The following is a 23360-nucleotide window of genomic DNA, read 5'->3' on the forward strand; positions in this document are numbered from 1 at the left end:
GACGGCCAAAATGAAAACTCTGTGCTGCGCCCAGTCAACTAGCTGACCATCCGTCTGCAAAGACATACTTCGAAAAAAGCTGAGTAACCCAGAGCCCTTAGTCGCTCTGGGCTGCGGCTCTTTCGACCAACGATAATATTGAAAGCCGTAATAGGCTTGTTGCCTCTTAGCTTGGTCATTTGAAGGCTCAGACCCGTTCGAAACATTTAACATTACATAATCTTCATTATCGGCTATTACATAAGTATCTGATAATAAAAATAAAATACATATATCAAGAGGTGCCAAGCTCCCCGTGCGACCCTATTTAGGGTCGGATAGAGGCACGCAACAAGCCCTGCAAAACGCGCCGCACCCATTTGCACCCACTACATCAGCAGTCATGGTCTGAAGCGCATTCGGCGCCCGGTGACGCCGCCGGTCGGATATAGCTTCGCCCACGCAGTGCCGCCCGTCAAACGGCGCTTGCTTGCCGGTTTCGCCGAGAAAATACCCACGTCATTGACGCGGCCCCGCCTTCTGGTCCTATGCACGATCACAAGAAGGACAAGGTGAGTAACAGGACATGGGCACGGAGATGACGAAGGCGGAATGGCCGATCGCCGCAGCAAACAGCGCCGCACGTTCGCGACTGGCGGAGGATTTGGAGATCGACGGCGACGTCAACACCACTGGCCCGATCGACGTCATGGGGAAAATCACGGATACCCTGACGGCGCCGGAAGTTCTCGTCTCGGCCACGGGGCGCATAGCGGGTCAGGTCACAGCACTCGATATCTCGGTACTGGGCACTATTGACGGCACGATTGCCGCGAAATCCGTGTTGCTCTCCGGTTCTGCCCGGGTTCAGGCAGATATCACGCATGAGACGATCACCATCGACGCTGGCGCTCTGTTCGAGGGAAGACTGAAGCGCAAGTCCTAGTTACATTCTGTTTCGGGCGCTGGAGGTGGCGGCGGAACTGCCCCGATGCGGCACGGGGAGATGACTCTGGACAGCCGAGCAAGCGATGTCAGCTAAGCGGGACGATGCAGTCGTTCGCCAATGAAGTGCAGGAATTGGCTGCGTTGCAGCAGGATCGACGCAAAGGGCGGTTTGCAGACTGTCGCGTGTGCGTCATCTCGCTCGAAACATCCGGCCGAAGCGGACATTCAATCATTGCCCTGGCGACATCGCACGCCGATCGACATTGAAGACGGGGAGATGTCATTTGCAGCTGCAAAGACGCTCCGCTGGACCTTCGTGGAATGATTTGCCCTAGTATCGGCTTATAATAAACTGGAGTCAGCGCCGACCTTATGGCGAGGTCTGCAAAGCAGTTTGGCAGGCCTTGCTGTTTTGACGCGCCATGGGGCCAAACTGCTCTGCATCAGGTTTGAGAGGGAAGGCATGCCGCGAGGCGCTGCACTTCACCTAAGTTTCAGATCGCCTGTGGCGCGTAGTCTGCAGCTGCCTTTGGCATGACGCCATTCAAAAGCGCCACAGATTTCTCTAGCCCCTCCAGCCCATTCAGCAACACATCCTCATGCTCGATCGACAGCCAGCCATCGTAGCCTGCCATCTTCAAACGATAGCAGAACTGACGCCACCATTCCTCTCCGTGGCCAAAGCCAAGGGTGATGTAGGACCAGCTGCGGCCCGGAATATCCATCAGGCTGCCGTTTTCGAGAAGGCTGGTGGTGGCCTGTTTGGGCGCGTTCAGGAAAGTGTCTTTGGCATGAACATGGTAGATCGCATCACCGAGCGCTTCGGCAGCAAGCAAGGGGTCTGCGCCCATCCAGAACAGATGGCTTGGATCAAGGTTTGCACCCACAACAGGCCCAACTTCGGCGCGTAGTTTCAGCAGTGATGGCACATTATACACAACTTGATTGCCGTGCAGTTCTAGCGCGATCTGCTCGACCCCGGATGCTTTCGCCAAAGCTACAATCTCGCCCCAGAACGGAAACAGCTTTTCCTCCCACTGATAGCGCAGAATGTCTTGAGTTTCGGGCGGCCAACTAGAGACCACCCAATTCGGCATCAGGTCACCCGCGCGTCCTTCGGGCAGGCCGGACATGGTGCACACCTTTTTGATGCCCATCTCTCCGGCCAGCCGAATGGTGTCGCGCAGGCAGACGCCTTGTTTGGGATCAGTTGGGTGCAGTGGGTTGCCGTTGGCGTTCAACGCGATCAGCTCAAGCCCACGATCAGCGAATGCACTTTGGAAAGCGCGGCGCTTGCCGGCATCCACTTTCATCGCGCTCAGGTCAAAATGGGGCGCGGTAGACCAGCCGCCCGTGTTCACCTCGACGCCCTGCACGCCCAGGCGGGCGGCGTGGGCCAGCATCGCGTCGAAGGGCATACCGCCCAAGCTGTCAGAGACAAAGCCAAGTTTCATTAGGGATTCCTTTAGCGCAGGTAAAATGCGGGTTGAGCGATCATTTCTACAGTAACGCGGCGGGCTTCATCCAACGCGCGAGCGCCGGCTTCCGCGACGACTGCTGCGGCGTAGCCATCCCAAGCGTCTGACGCGATGGAACTAAATTCACCGCTGCGCACGAAATGCAGGAAGGCGCGGTTTTGGCGGCGGTAGGCTTCGGCGTAGCGGCCTCGCCAATCGGTATCGTAGCCAGTGGTCTGCGCCAGCCGCGCATCAAGGCGGCTGTAGCTGGCGGCATTCATCGCAATCGACCCGGCCTCACCGACCAATTCGCCGCGCACATCATAGCCGTAGGCCGCGTTATTGTTGATCTCGATATTGACCAACTGATCCCGATTGGTTTCCAGCACCATGAACACCGGGGCCACAAGTGCGTCTGATCGTTTCGGCTGAAACGCCGAAATTGCGGTGTATTCCGACCCCAGCACAAAGCGCACCACGTCGAACTCATGCGGGGCCGAGTTGGTGATCGCCATCGCGCCCGTGAAATCAGCTGCCGGGGTTTCCACGTTGCGGTGGAAGTTGTGCATCATCAGCGCGCGGCCAAGAGTACCATTGTCCAATGCGGCTTTCATTTCGGCATAAGACTGATCAAAACGTCGCATGAAGCCAAGTTGGATATGGCGCTGGCCTGCTAGCTGTTCGGCCTGCATTACCGACAGACATTCTTGCACAGATTGCGACAGTGGTTTTTCACAAAGCGCCCGTTTACCTGCGCGGATGCTGGCCAGCGACAGCGGAGCATGGGTGAAATCCGGGCTGGCGATCACGACCGCATCGACATCGCTGCGGGCAATCGCGGCCTCGGCATCTGACATGACGTCGGCAGCACCGACAGCATCCGCCAAGGCGCGGGCACGCTCGGTTGAGGCATCACAAACCACCTGCACTTGCGCACCCGGCAGGTCGTTTGCGAAGATGTGCGCGTGATCGCTGCCCATAATTCCGGCACCGATAACGGCAAGACGAATGGTCATTTGGAGTCTCCTGTTTTGCCCGCGTTCATCCGGGCCTTTCTCTGTTCAAACCGCGCCTGCATCGTAGCGTCGCCGCCCTTGGTGCCATCGTGCCAAGTGCCAAACCACCGATCCAACGGCACCGCCCCGTCGGCGTAGTTCACCTCAAAATACTTGTGGTGCAGGTAATGCGCGAATGCGTGGGTGTCGGTGGCGGTGTCCGCCCCGATTTCGATCTTGTCAAAGCCGATATGCCCTACCACAGCACCCGTCCCAGTGATGTTCAGATGATACAGCACCAACAACGGATGCGACGGGATCAGCAGGTGGATCAGGCTGTCGGACCAATACAACAGATGTTCAACCGGGTGCATCGACAGGCTGGACCATGGGCTTGGGTTGACCGAGTTGTGGTGAACCGAATGAATCCATTTATACAGGATCGGCACATGGATCAGCCGATGGATGCAGTAGAAATGCACCTCGTGGATCAGCGGCAGAGCCAGGGCAAAAGCGGCCAGCAGCCACGGATGCGCTTCAAACGTGGTCCATGGACCATAGCCGTTGGCCCAGGCGTGCAGCAAAAACACTTCATAGGCCGACCAGATCGGCAAGCCAGTGCCGAACGTGCGCAAGGCATTATCAAAGTTCTGGCTTTTGAACCAGAACACGTCGGACGGCGCATCGGCGGGGAATTTTGCATTATACTTGAAGCGGTTGCTTTGCGCGCGGCGACGGTAGAGCCGCCACTCCATCACGCCATAAAGGGCTGCGACCATCCCTGTATTGCGCGACCAAATCCACAGAACCCAGCCCCATTCGTAAGTTTGCATGGTGGATTTCGCAGGTGTCAGCCAGAACCACAGCACAGCGCCCAGTCCGAAGAACAGCAGGTTCCACGGCAGGAAATACCCCGGAAGCCAGCGCAGCAGCGCCATCGGGCGCGGCGGCCATGAGAAGATTGGGCTGGTTTGCAACGGGTCTTTCGGGGTGAAATCGCCGCGCTTGTTGCGGGTGCCGAATTTCAGATCATCCATGACTGTCCTCTTGATCAACTGACACCGAGCGGCCCTGTTCGGCCGATAGGCGGGCGGCATCCAGCACGGCCAAGGTCCGGGTGCCTTCCGCTGCAGTCACAGGTGCTGCGGTATTGTTGTGAATCGCGCGGACGAAGGCCTCGTAATACGCATGATAGCGGCCCGGTTCAGCCGGCACGCGCGCTGCACCTGCGGCGGTGTAAAGACTGCCCCAGTGGCTTTCAGGCTCATACCCCCAAGCCGCCAGATCCTGCGCGGGTCTAAGCCCCGCAAAGATCGCCTGCGCCTGCACATCGCTGCTGTGCGAGACATAAGCGCCATCAGAGCCATAGGCGCGCAGTTCGCGCTGTGCAAAACGGTTCAGCTTGCTGGCCGAGACATGGCTGTGCTGGCCGGAAGCATGGCTCATCGAGATGTGAAACGCCGCATCGGTCGGGCCTTGGTCCAGCAGCACATGATCCAGATGCGCCATCACCGACGTCACTGGGCCAAGCAGATACAGCATTTGATCAACCAGATGGCTGCCCAGATCACGCAGAAGCCCACCTGCCGGGCCAGCCTCCAGCGTGGCGGGGTCGTCGAAATCCATCCGGCTGTGAATGCGCCAGACTTGACCCAAACCACCCGTTTCGATGACTTTCTTCAGCGTTTGCAGATCAGAATCCCAGCGGCGGTTCTGATAGACGCCCAAGGTCACACCCTTGGCCTTGGCGGCGCGGTCCAGATCGCGCGCACCTGCTGCATCCGGCGCAAAGGGTTTGTCGGCAACCACATGCAGCCCCGCCGCGATAGCTTGCAGCACGAGATCACGCCGCGTTTCGGGCGGTGTGGTGATGGTCACGGCATCGACCTCACCCGATGCGATCATCGCGTCAAGCGAAGGGAAAACCGGCAGCCCCGGATAATCCGCCTGCACTGCGGCCACGGTTTTATCCGCGCGCGCAACTATGCCCGCCAACGCACAGCCTTCCGCCGCCTGAATGAACGGCGCGTGAAAATGCCGCCCGCCTGTGCCATATCCTACCACCCCGATCCGCAGCATGGTCACAGCCCCAGATCGGCGGTCAGAGCCACATATTCGGCGTCCGCCATCGTGACGTTGTGCTGCGGCTGCGGATAACCCCCGGTGTTCACATCGGCGATGAATTCCTTGAAGGCGCTGATGCGTTCGGCCTGCAATCGGGTATATTCGGCGGCAAAGTTGCGGTAGGTTTTGGCGTGGCGCGGCTTGTGGCCGTCGGTATGGCCCAGCACATCCTCGGCAAACAGATATTGCGCATCGGCCCCGGGGCCTGCGCCCATACCCAGCATGATCATCGGGGTGTTGGTGCTGATCAGTGCGCCCAGACGGTCTGGCACGACCTCGAGTTCCGCACCGAAGCAGCCGATAGATTCCAGTTTTTTAACATGGTCCCAGACCTCACGAGCCTCAGTGGCAGTTTTGCCAACCGCGCGCCAGCCTGTCCAGGTGATGTAGGACGGGATCAGGCCCACATGGGCCACAATCGGGATATGGTTGTCGCACAGCACTTTCTGGATGTCATAAGAGGCAGAACAATAGATGCAGTCCGCGCCCAAACCCATGACGTGAAACGCGGCGCGCAGGTAGTCGTCGGCACTGGCCAGAAATTCGCCGTTAAACCGGCTCCAACCGCCAAAGGGCAGCCCGACCTGCACGAAGCAACGCCCCGCCGCCGCGCGCATTTCGGGTGTGAAAAAGCGACCCTCTATCGACAGCATATGGATGCCTGCCGCATCTGCCGCCGCCGCCTCTTCCAGCGTGCTGACATAAAGCATCGAGATTTTCTCAGCCCTCGCCTTCATCGCGCGCATGTCGGCAACAGAGGGGCGGTTGTGAAACTGAACCATGATATGACCTTAAAGTTCGAGATAAACCACGCCACCGTCAACCTTGACGGGGTAGGTGCGCAGGTTGATGCAGGCAGGCGCGCGTTTCGCCTCGCCGTTGCGATAATCGAAAGTGGCGCTGTGCTTTGGGCATTCAACGGTGCCGTCCATCACCAGACCGTCGCAGAGATGCACCTTTTCATGGCTGCAAATGCCATCCATCGCGAAGAACTCGTCCTCTTCGCTGCGGACAATGACGAAGGTTTGGGATCCGTGATCAAAGCGGATCAGATCATCGGGTTCGATGTCGGTGGTGGCGCAAGCGCGGATCCAGGTGGGCATGGTATGATCCTTCTTGTGTTAAGGTCCGTGGCCCGGCAAAGTTCACCGGGCCACGGAAGGCCGGGCGAGGAGAGTGGCCCAGCGTGGGAAAGAATTTCGGTGATCAGGCGTCGTGGCCCGCCATGTTGCTTTCAATCTCTGCTTCGAGCGTCGCCATTGAGGCACCACCGGCCATCAGATCGGTGATTTCCTCGCGGGTTTTCTCGCCCTTCTTGAAATCCGACGCGATTGCGCCGCGGATCAGCACGGCGAAATGGTCGCCCACCGCCATCGCGTGCATGACCTGATGCGTGATAAAAATCACCGCCAAGCCGCGCCGTTTGGCTTCGTTCACAATGCGCAAAACATGGGTCGCTTGCTTGACGCCCAAAGCCGCGGTAGGCTCATCAAGGATCAAAACACGCGCGCCGAAGTGAACGGCACGGGCGATAGCCAAAGCCTGCCGCTCGCCGCCCGACAGACCGCCAACCAGACGGTCGCCATCCTCAATCCGAGTGATGCCAAAGTTCTGCACCGCTTTGACCGCGATATCGTTTGCCGTTTTGCGGTCGTAGACTTTGAACGGTCCGACCCAGCGCACAGGCTCGCGGCCCACGAAGAAGCTGCGCCCGATCGACATCAGGGGGAAAGTGCCGCCGAATTGATGCACCGTAGCTATGCCATGATCCGCCGCCTCGCGGGGGCTCGCAAAGTTAAGTGGTTTGCCATCCATCGTGATCGTGCCGGAACTCGGCTTATGCACGCCCGACAGGAGCCGGATTACGGTGGATTTTCCTGCGCCGTTATCGCCTAGCAGACACAAAACTTCGCCTGCTCTGATTTCCAGATTGATGTCGTGCAGCACGTCAATCGGGCCGAAACTTTTGTTGACGCCTTGCAGAGACAGGATCGTAGCACCCATATCAAAAGCCATCATTTACCTGCTTTCTTCGGCGCATAAGACAGCGCCATTTTGCGGAAAGTGTTGTTCATCAAGACGGCGCCCAACAGCAGAACACCGATGATCAAGCTGGCCCAGTTGGCGTCAAATCCGGTGAAGTAAATGCCCTGAGACACCACGGCGAAGGTCAGCGTTCCCAACACGATGCCAAAGACCGAGCCATATCCACCAGTGAGCAATACACCGCCCACAACCACCGAGATGATCGAGTTGAAAATGTAGCTTTGGCCAGCGGACACTTGGGCCGAATTATACAAGATCGCTTGGCTGAGGCCAACAAACGCCGCGCTCATGCCCGAGCAGACGAACAGCATGATCGTTACGCGGTCGGTCGGGATACCGGCATTGCGGGCGGAAACCTTGTCGCCGCCCATCGCGAAGATCCAGTTGCCAAAGCGCGAGGCGTGCAGGAAGAAGGTCCAGAAGATCACCGCTGCAATCCACCAGAATATGGTGACCTGATAAATGCCGCCGATGAAATCCCCCAGCAGCCATTTCGCCTCGGGCACTTTGATGGCAACCGACGTGGTGCCAGTGACCAACACCGAGAAGCCCAGCGTCATGCCTGCCACCGCAAACAACGTGCCAAGCGTCACGATGAAAGACGGCACGGCGGTGCGGATCACCAGCAGGCCGTTGATGAGGCCAATAAATGCTCCGAGTGCCAATGCTGCGCCCACACCGACGATAATCGGCAGGCCAAAGTGTCCTGAGATAATGGCGCAGGTCATTGAGCCAGCGGGGATGATTGAGCCAATGGAAATGTCCAACTCGCCTGCGATCATCAAAAGCCCGATTGGGATCGCGACGATGCCCAACTGAGCTGCGACGTTCAGCCAACTGGCGGCGCCAGTAGGCGAGGCGAAATTGGTGCCGCCAAATGCGGTGAAAAACAAGAACACGGCGGCAAGGCCCAAAAAAGACCCGGTTTCAGGGCGGCGCATCAGGCTGCCGAATGAAAGGCTGGATGAGGTGGACATGGCTTCTCCCCGAAGTCAGACGATGATCTGCCCGGCCTCACTGGCCGAGCAGATGGGATTTCAGATCAGCGCACGCCTGCGGCGACGCCAGCCATCGTCGCATCCACAGTGGACGCATCGACAATCCCCGGCCCAGTCAGGATCTGACGGGTCGGCACCGTAAGGCCGTAGTTGACGTAGTTGTTCAGGATAGTGACGGCGAGGAAGCCTTGGTAATAACCCTCTTGGTCCATTGCGAACATCTGCGTGCCGGCCTTGATGTTGTCCAGAATGGTTTGGTCCATGTTCATGCCGCCGAGCTTGACCCGATCGCCAGCGCCAGCCTGAATGATAGCCGCATTGGCGGACACCGCATCCATATTGCCGATGGTGTAAACCCCGGTGACATCGGTATTCTGCTGCAAATAGGCAGCAACCGCTTGGGTCACGGCCGTCGCATCGCCGAACGAGGTCGAGGGCAGCGGCAATTGCTCAGAAGTGCCGCCCTTGCCTGTCACCCCATCGTTCAAGCCCTTGCACTGCGCTTCCAAATTCGCCGCACCTGGCAAAGTGTTGACGCAAATCAGCTTCGTCTGGCCGTGTGCCGCGAAATATTCGCCGGCAGTCACGCCCGTCTGATAATCGTCCGAGCCGACATAGTTCATCGCACCAAGACGGTCCGCCGCGTCTAGACCACCCGCATTATAGATCACCAAAGGGATACCGGCATCTACCACGGCTTTAAAAGCCTCGTCCATCGCTTCGGGCACCCAGTTCGGGCCCACGATGGCGGTAGCACCTTGGCTGATAGCGTTGCGGATCAAGTTGGCAGCGTCCGGGCCGAGGTTATCGTAGTTCTGCGGCCCGAGCCAGGTCACAGACCCACCCTGTTCGGCCGCCAGCTTGCCCGCATCATCCGCGCCGCGTTTGACGATGGACCAGAACGAGTCATCAGCTTTGCCGCCAATGACAAAGATTTTTGCGCCCTCGGCCAAAGCGGCACCTGCGTTCAAAGCCAACGTCGATACAGCGATGGCGGCCAAAAGTTTGTTATATTTCATTTAGTTGCTCCTCCCTAAAGGCGGTTGCGGGATAAGCCACAAGCGCGCGTTCTATCATTTTTGGACTAGTTTTATTAGCGGTATCCGGCCTTGGCACCTGCCATCGTGGCGTCGATATTGCCGATATCAACAATCCCTGGCCCGGTCAGAACTGGTGTGGTCGCCAGATCAAGGCCGTAATTGACGTATGCATCCGCCATAGTCACGGCGAGAAAGCCCTGCAGCCAAGGCTGTTGGTCAATCGCATAAAGCTGCGTGCCGTCTTTGATGCGGATCAGGCCCGCTTCATCCATATCGAACGAGGCCAAGGCAACTTTGCCGGTAGCACCCGCCTGATCGATGCCGGTAGCCGCGGAATTGGCATCGCCAGCCGAGACTGTAACCACGCCATCAATTGTCGCATCTTTTAGCAAAGTGGCTTTGATGGCTTCGGCTACAGCCGTCGGGTCGCCAAAGCTGGACGCGGGAAGCGGCAGTTGCATGGACACGCCGCCCGCTTTGGCGATACCGTCAGCAACTCCCTTGCAGCGGCTTTCAAGGTTTTGCGCGCCGGGCACGGTGTTGACGCAGATAACATTCTTCTGACCATGCGCGCTGAAATACTCACCGCCCGCCAGACCCGCCGGATATTCCTCGTTGCCGATATAGTTAATTGCCCCAAGTTCGACAGACTTATCGCCGCCGCCCGCGTTGTAAAGCATGACCGGAATACCCGCAGCAATGGCAGCCTTGTAAGCCTCATCTTCCGCATCTGGCACCCAATTCGGGGCTGCAATTACCGATGCACCTTGGGAAATTGCGGTGCGGATCAGGTTGCCAGCATCTCCACCGATATTGTCATAGTTCTGCAACATCAAATAGTTGACGGAGCCACCATGTGCCTGAACAACCAGTGTGCCGTCATCAATGCCCTTTTTGACTTTGGCAAAGAACGGATCGTCCGCCTTGCCACCGATTACCGCAATCGTGGTGCCTTCGGCCAGCACCGCTGTTGCCGTCAACGTCAGCGCCACGCTTGTCAGTGCTGCACGCAAAAAGCCTTTGGAAAATGTCATCGCTGTCTCCTCCCTGATGTGCCGCCGTTTTGGCGGGCTTTCGTTTCTGTCTTGGGCCACCCGAATGATCGGACAGCCGGGGTCATCCGTCCGCCCTGCCTCCTCGCAGGGGTTGACGAAATCCTGGCCTTAGCTCGTGGTTTTGGCGTTGAGCCGGGCTTTCTTTTTCTCGAACCGTGCCTGCATCTGCGCATCCCCGGCCTTGCTGCCGTCGTGCCAAGTGCCGAACCATCTATCGAGCGGAATCAGCCCCTCGCCGCCATAGTTCACCTCGAAGTATTTGTGATGCAGGTAATGGGCGTAGGCTTCACTGTTGATCGCTTTGTCATCGGCGACTTCCAGCTTTTCAAACCCGATATGGCCGTTGATCGCGCCAAACCCAGCCACATGAAGCTGGAACAGCGCCACAATCGGGTTCGAAGGGATCACCAGATGCCAGAGTGCTACGGCGTGATACAGGAACCCTTCGACCGGGTGCATTGACAGCGACGACCACGGGCTGGGATTGACCGAATTGTGATGCACTGAATGTATCCACTTATACAGCAAGGGCGTGTGGATCAGACGGTGGACGACAAAGAAATGCACCTCGTGGATCGCAGGGGCGACGAAACATAGCGCTGCCAGATAAACCGGATTGTCCGCCCAGGTCAGCCACGGCACATAGCCGGCGGCAAAGGCGTGCAGGAAGATCACCTCGACGACAGTCCACAGCGGGATCGACAGAAAGAACGAGCGCATGAAATTATCGATATTCTGCGATTTGAACCAGAACACGTCGCCGGGGTTTTCCGACGGGAATTTCGCGTTATATTTGAAGCGGTTTCCCTGTTTGCGGTTGGTGTAATAAAATAACTCGACCGAGCCGTAGATCACGAAGATCGCGGATGCGTTTACCGCATACAGCCACAACGCCCAACCCCAACTTAGGGTTTTCAGCACCTCGGCATCCGGGATCACCAGATACCAATAGGCCAAGGTGATCGCCATATGCAAGGCGTTCCATGGCCAGATATAGCTGGGAATCCAAGCCAGAATCTTGCGCGCCTTCAGCGGCCATTGCCAGAACGGTGCGATCTCGATTGGGTCCTTTGGAGCCCAATCACCGCGCTTGTTGCGTGTGCCGTATTTCAGATCGTCCATCTTACCCTCCCGCTTCGGCAGAAAACTCGCAGCAGCAGACCGCGCCCGCATAAGCCCGACGGTCACACCGCGACTGCGGCGTCTTCACTGTGTAGTTTCGGTTTCCTCCGTCTGGGCCGTAAGCCTGCCGTAGCACACTCAAGCCCCGCTGAAGACCAAATGCAGCCTTGACCCGAATCAAATCAAGTGCAGATGATGCGAGGACCGGAAGATCGTCTCTTTCGTTTCAGTTTCATTTCCGTCTGACATGAAAAATCTCAAGGATACGTCATGGACCGCCCCACCATCCCCGATCTTGCAAAGGCCGCTGGCGTCTCGGTTTCCACAGTCAACCGGGTGATCGCAAGTGAGGGCAACGTCAGTGCACTCAAGCGCGCAGCGGTGCAGGAAGCCGCTGAAAGAATTGGATTTTATGGCGTCACAGCCATTCAAAGCCGGGTTTCCGCCAGCCGCCCGAAACTGCGCTTTGGCGCATTGCTCCTGCAACCGCACCGCCCGTTTTACCAAAATGTCTCCGCCGCGCTGCATGATGCGGCAGCTCAGGTGACTGAGGCGGAAATTGAAATGCGAATCGAGTTTCTTGAGAATCTGTCACCGCAAGCAACAGCCGACGCCGCCCGCGCCTTGGCAGATAAATGTCATGCCATCGCCATCACGTCTGCGGTGCATCCGCAAATCACCCATGCGGTCGAGGAAATCGCTGGCAAAGGCGTGCATGTCTTTGCCTTCATCACCCAGCTTTCCGCCGCAGGCCAGATGCATTACATCGGGCTTGATAACTGGAAAGTCGGTCGCACGTCGGCTTGGACAATCGCCAATCATTGCAAAGCACCGGGCAAAATCGGCATCATCACGGGGAGCCATCGCTACCGAAACCAAGAGATGAAAGAGATCGGGTTCAGGTCATACTTTCGTGAAAATGAACCCGACTTCACCTTGTTGGAACCACTTTCCACCTACGAATCCTCGGCTGTGGCGCAAGAAGTCACCGAAAAGCTGCTGACCGATCATCCCGACCTTGCCGGGCTTTACATAACCGGCGGCGGCATCAGCGGCGCCATCGCAGCCTTGCGGGCGCGTAAATCTGCGGCGAAACTTGTCGTCGTCGGCGACGAGCTGACGGAAATTACTCGCGCTGCCCTGCTGGACGGCACGCTGACGCTGGTGATCTCACATCCGCTGGATCGCATGGCGCGGGATCTGATCCGGGGTATGGTCAAAGCCTCGACCACGCGCCACGGTGGCAACTGGTCCAGCATCACGGCTTTTGACATGCATAATCGTGAGAATATCTAAAGTCTGCGAAGACGAGCGATACCGCGTTTGTAGGCAATACATGGAAGCAGCACTGAACGGCGGTCTAGAGAGTGTCTCGCTGCGGCAAGTGCAAACGGCTATAAAAGCAGGCGTTCTTGCAAAGTGATCCTAATTTTTAGACACTATGCCTCTCCTGCGCGATGCCAGTAGTAAAACGAAGCGCGACAGCTTCCATGTCGGATACCTTTGCTTTCTTGGAAAAGGATGGGCCAGCGTTTATCCGTAATTGTCGTCGAAAAAGACCGCGCGCGGGCGCTGTTGATCGTCGATGGCCTGCGCGACGCGGGCGATTTTGATGTAATGGTGATTGCAGAGGAAACGGGTCTTGCGCGCCGCATTGCTCAACGAAATCCTGATCTGGTGCTGATTGATGCCGGAAATCCGTCACGCGATGTGCTGGAAGAATTGGCCTTGGCCACCGGTCCTAACGAGCGCCCGGTGGCGATGTTCGTTGATCAAAGCGATGGCAGCTTGACCAAAGCGGCGATTGAGGCCGGGATGTCGGCCTATGTCGTAGATGGGCTGAGGGCGGATCGGATCAAGCCGATTCTGGACGCGGCCATCGCGCGGTTTCATATGCTGCAAAAGATGCGGATTGAATTGCAGGAGACGAGGCGGGCGCTGGAAGAACGCAAGTCGATTGACCGTGCCAAAGGCATTTTGATGCGGGCGCGCGGCATTGGTGAGGAAGAGGCCTACGCGCTGCTGCGAAAAACCGCGATGGATCAGGGGCGAAAGCTGGCGGACGTGGCGAGCGCTTTGGTGCTGGCAGCGGATTTGTTGAAATGAGTATGACGCTTCGCCTTGGCTATGTGCCGCTGCTGGATGCAGCACCATTAATCATTGCCGAGGCTTTGGGCTTTGCCGAGGAAGAAGGCCTGTCGCTTGATCTAAACACCGCGCCCAGTTGGGCGGCGTTGCGCGATATGCTGGCGGTGGGGCAGGTTGATGCAGCGCAGATGCTGGCTCCGGTGCCCGTAGCTATGGCCTTGGGGCTGGGGCGCGGTCCGGTGCGGTTCGAGGCTTTGTGTGTGCTGAACCTGAACGGCAATGTGATCGGTGTTTCTGACGCTTTGGCAGCGAAGATGGCGAGCGCCGGCTTTGGCTTTGACTTTACCGATGCGCGGGCTGCGGGGCGGGCATTACTTGCGGCCAGCCCCAGCCTGCGCATCGGTGTGCCCTATGCGTTTTCGATGCACCGCGAGTTGCTGCATTACTGGCTGCGCGCCTCAGGCGCTGTGGCGGAGCAATTGGACATTCGCACCGTGCCGCCACCACGGATGGCGGAGGCGCTACAGGCCGGAGAGATTGACCTGTTTTGCGTGGGCGAGCCTTGGGGCTCGGTGGCGGTAGAGAATGGCTCGGGGACGCTGCTGCTGCCGACCTCGGCCTTATGGGCGCGGGCACCTGAAAAGGTGCTGGCGACACGTTTGGGCTGGGCCGAAGCAGAGCCTGCGCTGGCGGGGCCGTTGCTGCGGGCATTGTGGCGCGCGGGGCGCTGGCTGGGGCGGGCGGAAAACCACATCATCGCCGCCGAGATGCTGACGGCGCAGGGGCGGATTGCGGTGTCGGCGGAGCTGATCGAGCGGGCTTTGACCGGGCGGGTTGTCACCGCGCCGGATGGCCGCGAACATCTGTCGCCGCAGTTGATCACCTTCTTTGAGGGGGCTGCGGGGTTTCCATGGCGCAGTCAGGCGGCATGGATTGGCGCAGCTTTGGCCGGGCGGCATGGGTTGGATGTCGTCGAGGCGTCTGCCACTGCCGCTGATGTGTTCCGCAGCGATCTCTATCGTCAGCATCTGCGACCTGCCGGGGCGATTTTGCCCGGGGCGTCCGAGAAATTGGAGGGGGCATTGGCCGAAGCTACGGCGGTTCCTGCCGAGCGTGGCCAGCTGATTCTGCCAGCGGATCGCTTTTTTGACGCCCGAATTTTCGACCTGACCGCGCCTGTGCGCTGAAATAATCAGCACATCAATGCTGCGGCTGCGAAATCGGCATAATTCACGCAAAAACCGACATGGTTTTGTTGACGCTGCAACGCGGCATCGCCAAGTTTAATCCAAGCACGAAGGCAATGACGCCTTCACCGCCGACCCCCAAAGTTGGGACAAGCCGAGCACCGCCGCTCGATCCACTGCCTCTGTAGGCATGGGATCTGGCGGCTTTTTGCATTTCAAAGCCCCGCTAGGGGCCATACGGGAACCAGATATGACTCGAATTGCCAGCCTGCTTGCCACAACCGCCCTGCTTGCCTTCCCCGCTTTCGCCGAAACCCCCGGCATTGAGAAACCCGAGCTGACTTTGGGCTTCATCAAGCTGACCGACATGGCGCCTTTGGCGGTTGCCAAGGAAAAGGGGTTTTTTGAGGATGAGGGGCTGTCGGTGACGCTGGTCGCGCAGTCGAACTGGAAGGTGCTGCTGGATGGCGTGGTTTCCGGCGAATTGGACGGCGCGCATATGTTGGCGGGTCAGCCGATTGCGGCCTCGATTGGCTATGGCACCAGGGCGAAACTGGTGACGCCGTTTTCGATGGACCTGAACGGCAACGCGATCACGGTTTCCAATGCGGTGTGGGAAGCGATGAAGCCGGGATTGAAGATGGAGGGCGACAAGCCTGCGCATCCGATTTCTGCTTCTGCGCTGAAGCCGGTGATTGAGGCTTATGCCGCTGAGGGCAAGCCTTTCAACCTCGGCATGGTGTTCCCGGTTTCCACCCATAACTATGAGCTGCGCTACTGGTTGGCTGCGGGTGGCATCAATCCGGGGCTGTATTCGCCGGATGATGTTTCGGGCCAGATCGGCGGCGATGTGCTGATCTCTGTCACGCCGCCGCCGCAGATGCCCGCGACGTTGGAAGCTGGCACGATTGACGGCTATGCGGTGGGGGAGCCTTGGAACCAGGCGGCGGTGGCCAAGGGCATCGGCGTGCCGGTGATTACCGACAATGACATCTGGAAGAACAACCCGGAAAAGGTGTTCGGGCTGACGGCGGAATTCGTGGAAGCCAATCCGCAGACGACCTTGGCGCTGACAAAAGCGCTGATCCGGGCGGCGATCTGGCTGGACGAGAATGACAACGCCAACCGCGCCGAAGCGGTGCAGATCCTGTCCAGCCCGGATTATGTCGGCGCGGATGCGGCGGTGATCGGCAATTCGATGACGGGGACGTTTGAATACGAGGCGGGTGACAAGCGCCCTGCTCCCGATTTCAACGTGTTCTTCCGCTATAACGCCACCTTCCCCTATTACTCGGATGCGGTCTGGTATCTGACCCAGATGCGCCGCTGGGGTCAGATTGGTGAAGCCAAGCCCGATGCATGGTTCGATGAAACCGCCAAGTCAGTCTACAAGCCCGACATCTACAAAGCAGCTGCCGAGGCGCTGATTGCCGATGGCAATGCCACCGCTGACCAGTTCGATTTTGACGCCGACGGCTACCGCGAACCCTCTGCCGATTTCATCGACGGCGTGTCTTACGACGGCACCAAACCCAACGCCTATATCGACAGCCTGACGATTGGCTTGAAAGCAGCTCAGACCCTCACTGGCGGCGAAATCGTCAACTGAACCAACCTTCTCTGAATTGTCTGGCGGATGCGCCAGACAACGCCGCTGCTGATGGAGACTGACATGACCCTGCTTGACCCCGCCGCTTTGCCGGAAGAACCCAAAGCCGACCGCGCTGATCGGTTGGAGCGCCTGTATCGCGTGATCAGCGTTCTCGGCTCGACGGGCACCACGATCAGAATGGAAGAACGCCCGCTGTTAAGTGAAACCGACGCCCGGATGATGGATCCTGATAAGGTGGTCATCCTTGCGTCACCACAGCAGCCCATTCGCGTGTCTCGGATAAAATACCATGAAGACCCCATCTTTCTTGCGCTTTTGGCCCAAAGCGCCGATACCCCGCTGCCTTTGCCACCGTCCCCGATGTTGGCTTTGCCTCCGCCGCCTGTTCTGACTCAGCCGACACCACCAGAGGAAGTCACCGAGCTTCAGTCGGATGGACCAACACCGTCCGCGGTATCGACGGGACCAGCGATGTGTTCAGCACCAGTGCGCCGTGCTGTTAAAGAATATGTTGTGGGGCAGGGAGCGCAAGCCAAGCCCAAATCCCGCGCGCGCCGTGCAATCGCCCCTGTTGCTCCTCCCACGCAGATTGTTCGCAATCCAAATGCCGTTCCCGTCCGGGCTTTGTTCGACAGTTTTGAGGATAAGGAAACTCTTAACGACCCGCTGCCCAGGGGTTTTGCTTCGGCCTTGGCCGAGAAGCCCAGCGGCGCGCATTTTGGGCAATGGTGTGGCAGGGTGCACATTCGAGCGATCAGGATCTAGCTCGGCTGCCAGCCTATTATGCGTGTCTCCAGTATAGCCTACATTTACATCGGTCCGGAGGACCCGAAGCCTGTCGGGTTCTGGGTCTTGCGTTCCTTCAGGGTCATCCTGAGCCGCGGAAGGCAGAGGCAACCCTCCATCGTTTTTGGCCAGGGCTGCTACCAGATGGCGGACTAGGCCCCTACTTATGCGCGGAAGATCGCAACCAAGAGAAAGAGAGCCGAAAGCACGGCGCATCTTGAAATTCACGGCGTGTGCCTGTATATGCCTATGCATATGCAACGGAGGTCGCCATGCCCCAACTTCACACCCATGATCACCGTCCCGGACGCGAAGCTAAACTTTTCCGGAACAACAAGAGCCAGGCCGTCCGCATCCCAGCGGATTTTGAATTGCCTGGAGATCGCGTGATGATCCACCGCGACGGCGACCGCCTCATCATTGAGCCCGTTCGGCGAAGGAGCCTTCTGGTGGTGTTGGCCGAACTAGCGCCGCTGGGGCCGGAAGATCAGTTTCCCGACATTGACGACAGCCTGTTGCCTCTGCGTGGGGTCGATCTGTGAGCCGACTGTACATGCTGGACACGAACATCGTGTCCGATCTGGTCCGCAACCCGCAGGGGCCCGTTACCCGGCACATCGTCAGAGTCGGGTCTGAGGCCGTCTGCGTCAGCATCATCACGGCGGCAGAGCTTCGCTACGGATGTGCCCGGAAGGGATCAGGTAAGTTGCTTGCGCATGTCGAAGCAATTCTTGGCAGCATTCCGGTGCTGGCATTCGATGTCCCAGCCGATGCCGAGTATGGCGGGATGCGGGCGGAGTTAGAGGCCGTCGGCAGGCCAATCGGGCCCAACGACCTTCTGATCGCCGCGCACGCCTATTCGCTCGGGGCGGTTCTGGTCACGGCAAACACGGGCGAGTTCAGCCGCGTGCGGGGACTTGAAATTGAAAACTGGCTGAGCCTGCCTTGAGGCTACGTTCAATCTTTTGCTGAGCGGACGCCCCGCGCAAATCGATGTTTCTTGTTGTATTATGATTGCAGTTTCTAATTCAGTTGCGACGATCGAAGATCGTTTCATTGCGCCTCCCTTGTGTGAGCGACGAGATGCTCGCGGAACACTTCTGCCGGGGTGCGAAAGCCCAGGCATTTGCGGGGGGTGGCGTTGAGCCGGTCGCAAAGGCTTATGATCGCCTGATCTGGCAGGGTCAAGATCACCGTGTCCGGCGGCAGGTAGCGACGCACCCTTTTGTTCATATTCTCGACCGATCCCTTCTGCCACGGGGCCTTCGGATCGCAGAACCAAGTCTGTGTGCCGATGCCCTTTTCCAGCTCGCGCCATGAGACAAACTCCAGGCCACGGTCGAAGGTCAGGCTGTGGCGCGCAAACTGGGGCAGGGGAGCCATCAGATCAATCAGCCGATTCATGATCGGCTTTGAGCGACGATCATTGTTGCGAAACAGGACTGTGAATCGCGTCTTTCGCTCAACCATTGTGGCCACATTGGCAGGGCCGTGCTCCTTGCGGAAAATCATCAGATCTGCCTCCCAGTGTCCGAATTCCTGCCGGGAATTGACAGCGTCCGATCGATAGCGGATTGCCGAAGACTCTGGAAATACGAGACTTCTCGGCTTGCGTGCATAACGGGGCTTCCGCTTACGCCGACGCTCGGGCAGATAACGGGCCAGATCCTGGCTTTGACCCTCCGGGGAGTAGACAAAGCGATAAATCGTCTCGTGGCACAGCCGATAAGGTGCAACAGGTTCGGCTTTCAGGCGGCCCGCAATCTGCTCGGGCGACCATCCGGTCTTCAGTCGATCGACAACGGCATCGCGAAGCTCTCGATGCAGCACCAGCTTTTGATACCTGCGGCGGCAGTCCTGCGACAGCTTCTGCGCCGTCAGCGGCCAATAACCGTCAGCCTGCGGAACCTCCACATCATGCCACCAGTTGCGCCTTATCTCGCGGTAAATCGTAGAGCGATGCCGCGACAGCACGCGCGCAATCTCGGCAATCCGCGTCTTGTGGTGCAGCAGGCGGGCGAGGATCTTGCGCTCTTCAATATTCAGTTCGACATGTGAATTGATCATGGAAATCTCCATCCAATCATTTGAAGTTACTCATTTGTCGCAACTGAAAATAGAATGCACCCCGATGACTTATAGAAAAGCTTATAATTAAGGTTATGTAATATATTGATTTTATTGGACAATCATTCCTTCCAGAATTTGGGCCGCCCGGCATAGTCGGCACCGAAGGCGTTGAGCCCGGCCTGACCACCGCCAAGTGCCGTCAAAAGCGGTCCAAGGGCTTTGAGATCGACATTCAGCACGGTCGAACTGCGCGGCGTGCGCGACAGCACCATCCGCTGTCCCGGGATCGGGCTCAGGACGAAGTCCAGCTCACCGTCGGTCAGTCGGAACCCGTCATAGTCGGCACTTGCCGCTTCACCATTCGGGAACAGCAGCTGGTTCGGCAGCGCTTCCGGGATCGAGCGGGCTTTGGACCCTCGGATCTGGCTTGGGAACTGGGTCATCATCACGACAACGACGTTCTTTTTCCGCGCCGTCACCAGCCATTCGGCGAGTTTCTTGGCGAAGTACTCGTCATCGAGCACCTTCCAGGCTTCGTCGATCAGCATCAGCGTCGGCCGCTTTTCTTCGATCAGCATCTCGATGCGGCGGAAGAGATAGCCGAGGATTGCAGTGCGCTCGGTGCCAAGATCGAGGATTTCGGTGAGATCGACGGCCGTCACATCGCTGCTGGTGAAATCCACCACCGGTTCCTCGGCCTCGCCGAAGACCCAGCCATAGCGGCCCTCTGGCCCCCATTCGCTGATGCGCTGTGCCAGATCGAGACCATCCCCGACATCGCCAAAGAGTTCCTGAAACGCCCGGAAGTTCCGCAAGGACTCTCGGGCTTTGCCGTTCTGGGTGATGGCGGATTTGAGGGCCTCGGATTGAAGAGGCGTCATCGGCCCGCTGCGTTGTTCAAGAAGCGCCACGAGCCAGTCCAGAAACCATGCCTCGCCGCGTTCGCCGGATTCTGTGGCGAGAGGGTTCAGCCCGGTGGGACGTCCAGCCCGGATTTCGGCATAGCGGCCGCCAAGAGCGCGCACGGCCATTTTCAGACCGGCTTCCTTGTCGAAGATTATCGTGCGCCCCCCTGCCCTTTGGACTTGGGCTGCGAGGAAGGCAACGGTGGTGGTTTTGCCGCCGCCAGACTTGCCCAACACCAGGGTGTGGCCGTTGGTCGGCTCCGCCTTTGGGTCGCCCGGCTCATGAAAGCTGAACCGGTGCAGCGAGCCTTGCAGGGTTTGAACAGCGTGATCGGCGTTTGCCACGGCAGCCGTGCGGCCTCTGTGCCGGTATCGGCGGCATGCAGCGCCGCCATATCGGCGAAGTTCAGAGACGAAACCGTCATGTCCCGCGCCCGGTAGTCCATATTGCCGGGGTGCATCGCGAAGAAGGTGGCCTCGAGGGCTGTGACCTCGCGAACCAGGCGCATACCGTTCTGATGAGCGATGCCGCGGATGCGGGCGACCTCGGTATCCAGAGCCGCCTGATCTCCGGCAAAGACCGTGATGGTCATCTGGTGGATGCCGAACCCGAGTTCGCCACTTTCGGATTTGTCGGCGGCCTCAAAGAGTTGGGCCTCGATCGTTGCAGCAATGTCTTCGGAGGCTCGCATTTGGGCCACACGGCGTTTCACGCGCTCGGTGATGCTGCCGCGTTCGATGGGCGTGTAGCTGTGGGTGATAATCGTGTCGCGGCTGGCCCCGAGTGCATCGAGCATGCCAGGCCAGGTCGAGGTGGCATAGGATTTGACATAAAGGACCGCACCGATGCGCGGCGTGTCGGCACCCTCCTCCACCACAAACTGGCCTTTGCCAAACTGGATGGCGGCATCGCTGGTATCCTCGGCGATAATCCCAAACGGGCTGCGTGATTTGCTCCGCAACTCGCCGGTCAGGAGCGAGGCATAAAAGCCGATCAGGCGGCCATCGCTGATCTTGAGGCGGTGGGATTTGACGCCAAGTCCGCTTTCGAGGATTGAAACCACTTCGCGCAATTCTTCCAGGCGCCGGTCAGTATCCTCACCCCAGACCTTGGCCGCCGCCTTTCCAAAAAGGGGCACAGCCAGCGGGGCAACTTGCCGCCGGACCACTGTCAGGATTAGCACGGATTCCTGCAGATTGCGGCGCTGCAACTCGGAACTCCACACCCGGTCGATATCGGCGGCAAAGCTCTGGCCGTGGATCGGTTTCAGCTGGGTTTGAGCCGGGCGCATCATCCGATGCAGATAGAAGCTGAACCGCTTGGCGAAGAGATGAAGCAGGTGCGCTTCCGGTGTTCAACTCACAAGCCAGAAGCAACATCTGCTGCAATTCTCGCCGTTCGCAAAATATGATCGATTCGGAATTGATTGCAGCAGGAAGCGGCAGATCGTAATTCAAAGCAGAAAATATATAAAATAGTATTTAATAGCACAGCGATACATCAATTCCAAGCAGCCGCACAACAAAGCTATTGACAACGCTGGCACCGCTCGGCCTGTTAAAAGCAACGAGAGTGATAATTTATCACACTTGTGATAAATTATCACTGCCGCGCCCGGCACTGGCCGGTCAACGAAAGGAAGTCATGGCAAATCGCAGTTGGACAATGGCTGGTCTTGCCACTCCCGCCCGGGGCGGTGGGTTGGGGTTTGCCTCCGCCGGTTCACCCTGCAATCGTCCATCTGCATTCCGTGCAAGCCTGCCGCCCAGACGGACGCCCGATCTGTCTGATAAGCAAGGCCCGGAATTCACGCAAAAGACTGACGTTCGGGGCCAGATCACGCAGAGCGTGAGGGCGATGCCACGCAACCTTCATGACACTGTTTCCGCCATCTTCCACCCCGAGGTTTTGGCGAAGTAACCCAAACCAGAGCCGCCGAAACTCCCCGGCGACACACTTTTCATAGGAATATCCGATGCGCGCTGCTGTTCTTTACTCCCCCGGTGATATCAGGCTGGAAGATGTGGCCAAACCCGCTCCCGGTTCCGGCGAGGTGCTTTTGAAGGTTGCCGCAGTAGGCGTCTGCGGATCGGACCTGCCGCGTATGCTGATCAAGGGCGCACACAAGATGCCGATCATCTGCGGCCACGAATTCTCCGGCCATATCGAGGTTTTGGGCGCGGATGTCGCGGGTTTTGCGGTCGGTGATCTTTGCACCGTGCCGCCAATGCTGCCTTGCGGAAAGTGCGATCAATGCGCGACCGGGGATTTCTCGCGCTGCCAGGATTACGACTACTTCGGCTCGCGCCGGGATGGCGCTTATGCGGAATGGGTGGTGGTGCCGACAGCAAACCTGATGAAGGCGCCCCAAGGCACGGACCCAAGGGCCGCTGCCATGGTGGACCCCGCATCGATTGCGCTGCATGCGATCTGGAAGGCGGGCGGCGTCAAGATGGGTGCGCGGGGCGCTGTCATCGGGTGCGGTCCGATCGGGCTGTTCGCGATCCAGTGGATGCTGCTGATGGGCGCGCGTGAGGTGGTGGCCATCGACGTGTCAGAAGACAAGCTGACGCAGGCACGGCAGGCAGGGGCAACCCACACCTTCCTTGCAGCACAAGAGATCCCGCAGGCGCTTTTGTCCGATATCATCGTCGAGGCGGCAGGTCATCCGTCGTCGATCAACACGGCGGCTTTGCTGGCGGCGCCCGGTGGGCATGTGGTTTTCATCGGGATCCCGGTGGGCGATGTGGCTTTGCAGAACAAGACCTTCCAGCATTTCCTGCGCCAAGAGGTTTCGCTGCACGGGTCGTGGAATTCCTTCGGCGCCCCCTATCCTGGGCAGCAATGGGTGGTGACACTGGACAAGCTGGCATCGGGTGCGCTTAAATGGGATTTCATGATCAGCCATGAATTGACACTGGAAGAATTGCCCGGGCTCTTCGCCCGA

General features: G+C 58.6%; 24 protein-coding genes. 9 read left to right on the forward strand and 15 right to left on the reverse strand.

The annotated features are described in order from the left end of the window. Nucleotides 1–288 (reverse strand): hypothetical protein (locus tag JWS10_RS14220; protein ID WP_299508461.1); only part of this gene is annotated, 288 nt, incomplete at its 3' end. Between the two features lie 289 nt (nt 289–577). Between JWS10_RS14220 and JWS10_RS14225 the strand changes: the two genes are divergently transcribed. Beyond that, complete coding sequence (locus JWS10_RS14225; protein WP_299508463.1) at nt 578–925, forward strand: polymer-forming cytoskeletal protein; 348 nt, start codon at nt 578–580, stop codon at nt 923–925. A 496-nt stretch (nt 926–1421) separates the two neighbouring features. On the opposite strand, the gene JWS10_RS14230 is transcribed toward JWS10_RS14225, so the two are convergent. The 11 genes from JWS10_RS14230 to JWS10_RS14280 form a co-directional block, all read right to left on the reverse strand. After that, nucleotides 1422–2381, reverse strand: a complete 960-nt coding sequence (locus tag JWS10_RS14230; RefSeq protein ID WP_299508465.1) for a sugar phosphate isomerase/epimerase — start codon at nt 2379–2381, stop codon at nt 1422–1424. Nucleotides 2382–2392: 11 nt separating this feature from the next. Beyond that, a complete protein-coding gene (locus JWS10_RS14235) occupies nt 2393–3400 on the reverse strand; it encodes a Gfo/Idh/MocA family oxidoreductase (RefSeq protein WP_299508467.1) in 1008 nt (335 codons plus the stop codon). Continuing rightward, complete coding sequence (locus tag JWS10_RS14240) at nt 3397–4416, reverse strand: sterol desaturase family protein (RefSeq protein WP_299508469.1); 1020 nt, start codon at nt 4414–4416, stop codon at nt 3397–3399. The genes JWS10_RS14235 and JWS10_RS14240 overlap by 4 nt, the downstream gene beginning before the upstream one ends. After that, nucleotides 4409–5458 carry a Gfo/Idh/MocA family oxidoreductase gene (locus JWS10_RS14245; RefSeq protein WP_299508471.1) on the reverse strand — a complete coding sequence of 350 codons (1050 nt, stop codon included), beginning with the start codon at nt 5456–5458 and terminating at the stop codon, nt 4409–4411. The genes JWS10_RS14240 and JWS10_RS14245 overlap by 8 nt, the downstream gene beginning before the upstream one ends. 2 nt (nt 5459–5460) lie before the next feature. Next, on the reverse strand, nt 5461–6285 hold the full coding sequence (locus tag JWS10_RS14250) for a 3-methyl-2-oxobutanoate hydroxymethyltransferase (RefSeq protein ID WP_299508473.1): 825 nt from the start codon (nt 6283–6285) through the stop codon (nt 5461–5463). A gap of 9 nt (nt 6286–6294) precedes the next feature. Then, complete coding sequence (locus JWS10_RS14255) at nt 6295–6606, reverse strand: MocE family 2Fe-2S type ferredoxin (protein ID WP_299508475.1); 312 nt, start codon at nt 6604–6606, stop codon at nt 6295–6297. A 103-nt stretch (nt 6607–6709) separates the two neighbouring features. Continuing rightward, complete coding sequence (locus JWS10_RS14260) at nt 6710–7519, reverse strand: ATP-binding cassette domain-containing protein (RefSeq protein WP_299508477.1); 810 nt, start codon at nt 7517–7519, stop codon at nt 6710–6712. After that, the gene (locus JWS10_RS14265) at nt 7519–8526 is read right to left on the reverse strand and encodes an ABC transporter permease (protein WP_299508479.1); all 1008 of its coding nucleotides are present in this window, start codon (nt 8524–8526) and stop codon (nt 7519–7521) included. The genes JWS10_RS14260 and JWS10_RS14265 overlap by 1 nt, the downstream gene beginning before the upstream one ends. A 65-nt stretch (nt 8527–8591) precedes the next feature. Continuing rightward, nucleotides 8592–9566, reverse strand: coding sequence for a substrate-binding domain-containing protein (locus tag JWS10_RS14270; RefSeq protein ID WP_299508481.1), 975 nt, complete (start codon nt 9564–9566; stop codon nt 8592–8594). 74 nt (nt 9567–9640) lie between these two features. Continuing rightward, the gene (locus JWS10_RS14275) at nt 9641–10621 is read right to left on the reverse strand and encodes a substrate-binding domain-containing protein (protein ID WP_299508483.1); all 981 of its coding nucleotides are present in this window, start codon (nt 10619–10621) and stop codon (nt 9641–9643) included. Nucleotides 10622–10750: 129 nt separating this feature from the next. Further along, nucleotides 10751–11764, reverse strand: a complete 1014-nt coding sequence (locus JWS10_RS14280; RefSeq protein ID WP_299508485.1) for a sterol desaturase family protein — start codon at nt 11762–11764, stop codon at nt 10751–10753. Between the two features lie 270 nt (nt 11765–12034). On the opposite strand from JWS10_RS14280, the gene JWS10_RS14285 reads away from it, so the two are divergent. From JWS10_RS14285 to JWS10_RS14315, 7 genes are all read left to right on the forward strand, one after another. Beyond that, nucleotides 12035–13060 carry a LacI family DNA-binding transcriptional regulator gene (locus JWS10_RS14285; RefSeq protein WP_299508487.1) on the forward strand — a complete coding sequence of 342 codons (1026 nt, stop codon included), beginning with the start codon at nt 12035–12037 and terminating at the stop codon, nt 13058–13060. 225 nt (nt 13061–13285) lie between these two features. Further along, nucleotides 13286–13870 carry an ANTAR domain-containing protein gene (locus JWS10_RS14290; RefSeq protein ID WP_299508489.1) on the forward strand — a complete coding sequence of 195 codons (585 nt, stop codon included), beginning with the start codon at nt 13286–13288 and terminating at the stop codon, nt 13868–13870. A gap of 2 nt (nt 13871–13872) precedes the next feature. After that, nucleotides 13873–15039, forward strand: coding sequence for a CmpA/NrtA family ABC transporter substrate-binding protein (locus JWS10_RS14295; protein ID WP_366943546.1), 1167 nt, complete (start codon nt 13873–13875; stop codon nt 15037–15039). Nucleotides 15040–15289: 250 nt separating this feature from the next. Then, the gene (locus tag JWS10_RS14300) at nt 15290–16648 is read left to right on the forward strand and encodes a CmpA/NrtA family ABC transporter substrate-binding protein (RefSeq protein ID WP_299508493.1); all 1359 of its coding nucleotides are present in this window, start codon (nt 15290–15292) and stop codon (nt 16646–16648) included. A 63-nt stretch (nt 16649–16711) separates the two neighbouring features. Next, nucleotides 16712–17416, forward strand: a complete 705-nt coding sequence (locus JWS10_RS14305; RefSeq protein ID WP_299508495.1) for a type IV secretory system conjugative DNA transfer family protein — start codon at nt 16712–16714, stop codon at nt 17414–17416. Nucleotides 17417–17709: 293 nt separating this feature from the next. Then, entirely contained in the window at nt 17710–17979 is a 270-nt protein-coding gene (locus JWS10_RS14310) for an antitoxin (protein WP_299508497.1), read from the forward strand. Between the two features lie 11 nt (nt 17980–17990). Next, a complete protein-coding gene (locus tag JWS10_RS14315; protein ID WP_299508499.1) occupies nt 17991–18386 on the forward strand; it encodes a type II toxin-antitoxin system VapC family toxin in 396 nt (131 codons plus the stop codon). Nucleotides 18387–18490: 104 nt separating this feature from the next. Here JWS10_RS14315 and JWS10_RS14320 read toward each other — a convergent pair whose 3' ends face one another. From JWS10_RS14320 to JWS10_RS14330, 3 genes are all read right to left on the reverse strand, one after another. Next, nucleotides 18491–19504: an IS30 family transposase gene (locus tag JWS10_RS14320; RefSeq protein ID WP_299508501.1), complete on the reverse strand. Its 1014-nt coding sequence runs from the start codon at nt 19502–19504 to the stop codon at nt 18491–18493. 122 nt (nt 19505–19626) lie between these two features. Further along, complete coding sequence (locus tag JWS10_RS14325; RefSeq protein ID WP_299508503.1) at nt 19627–20649, reverse strand: hypothetical protein; 1023 nt, start codon at nt 20647–20649, stop codon at nt 19627–19629. Then, nucleotides 20565–21704 (reverse strand): hypothetical protein, encoded by a 1140-nt coding sequence (locus JWS10_RS14330; protein WP_299508505.1) that lies wholly within the window; start codon nt 21702–21704, stop codon nt 20565–20567. Before JWS10_RS14330 ends, JWS10_RS14325 begins: the two co-directional genes overlap by 85 nt. Before the next feature lie 684 nt (nt 21705–22388). On the opposite strand from JWS10_RS14330, the gene JWS10_RS14335 reads away from it, so the two are divergent. Further along, the coding region (locus JWS10_RS14335; RefSeq protein ID WP_299508507.1) for a galactitol-1-phosphate 5-dehydrogenase at nt 22389–23360 on the forward strand (972 nt) is incomplete at its 3' end.

It is taken from the genome of Cypionkella sp., assembly GCF_028290025.1.
Classification (GTDB): domain Bacteria; phylum Pseudomonadota; class Alphaproteobacteria; order Rhodobacterales; family Rhodobacteraceae; genus Cypionkella.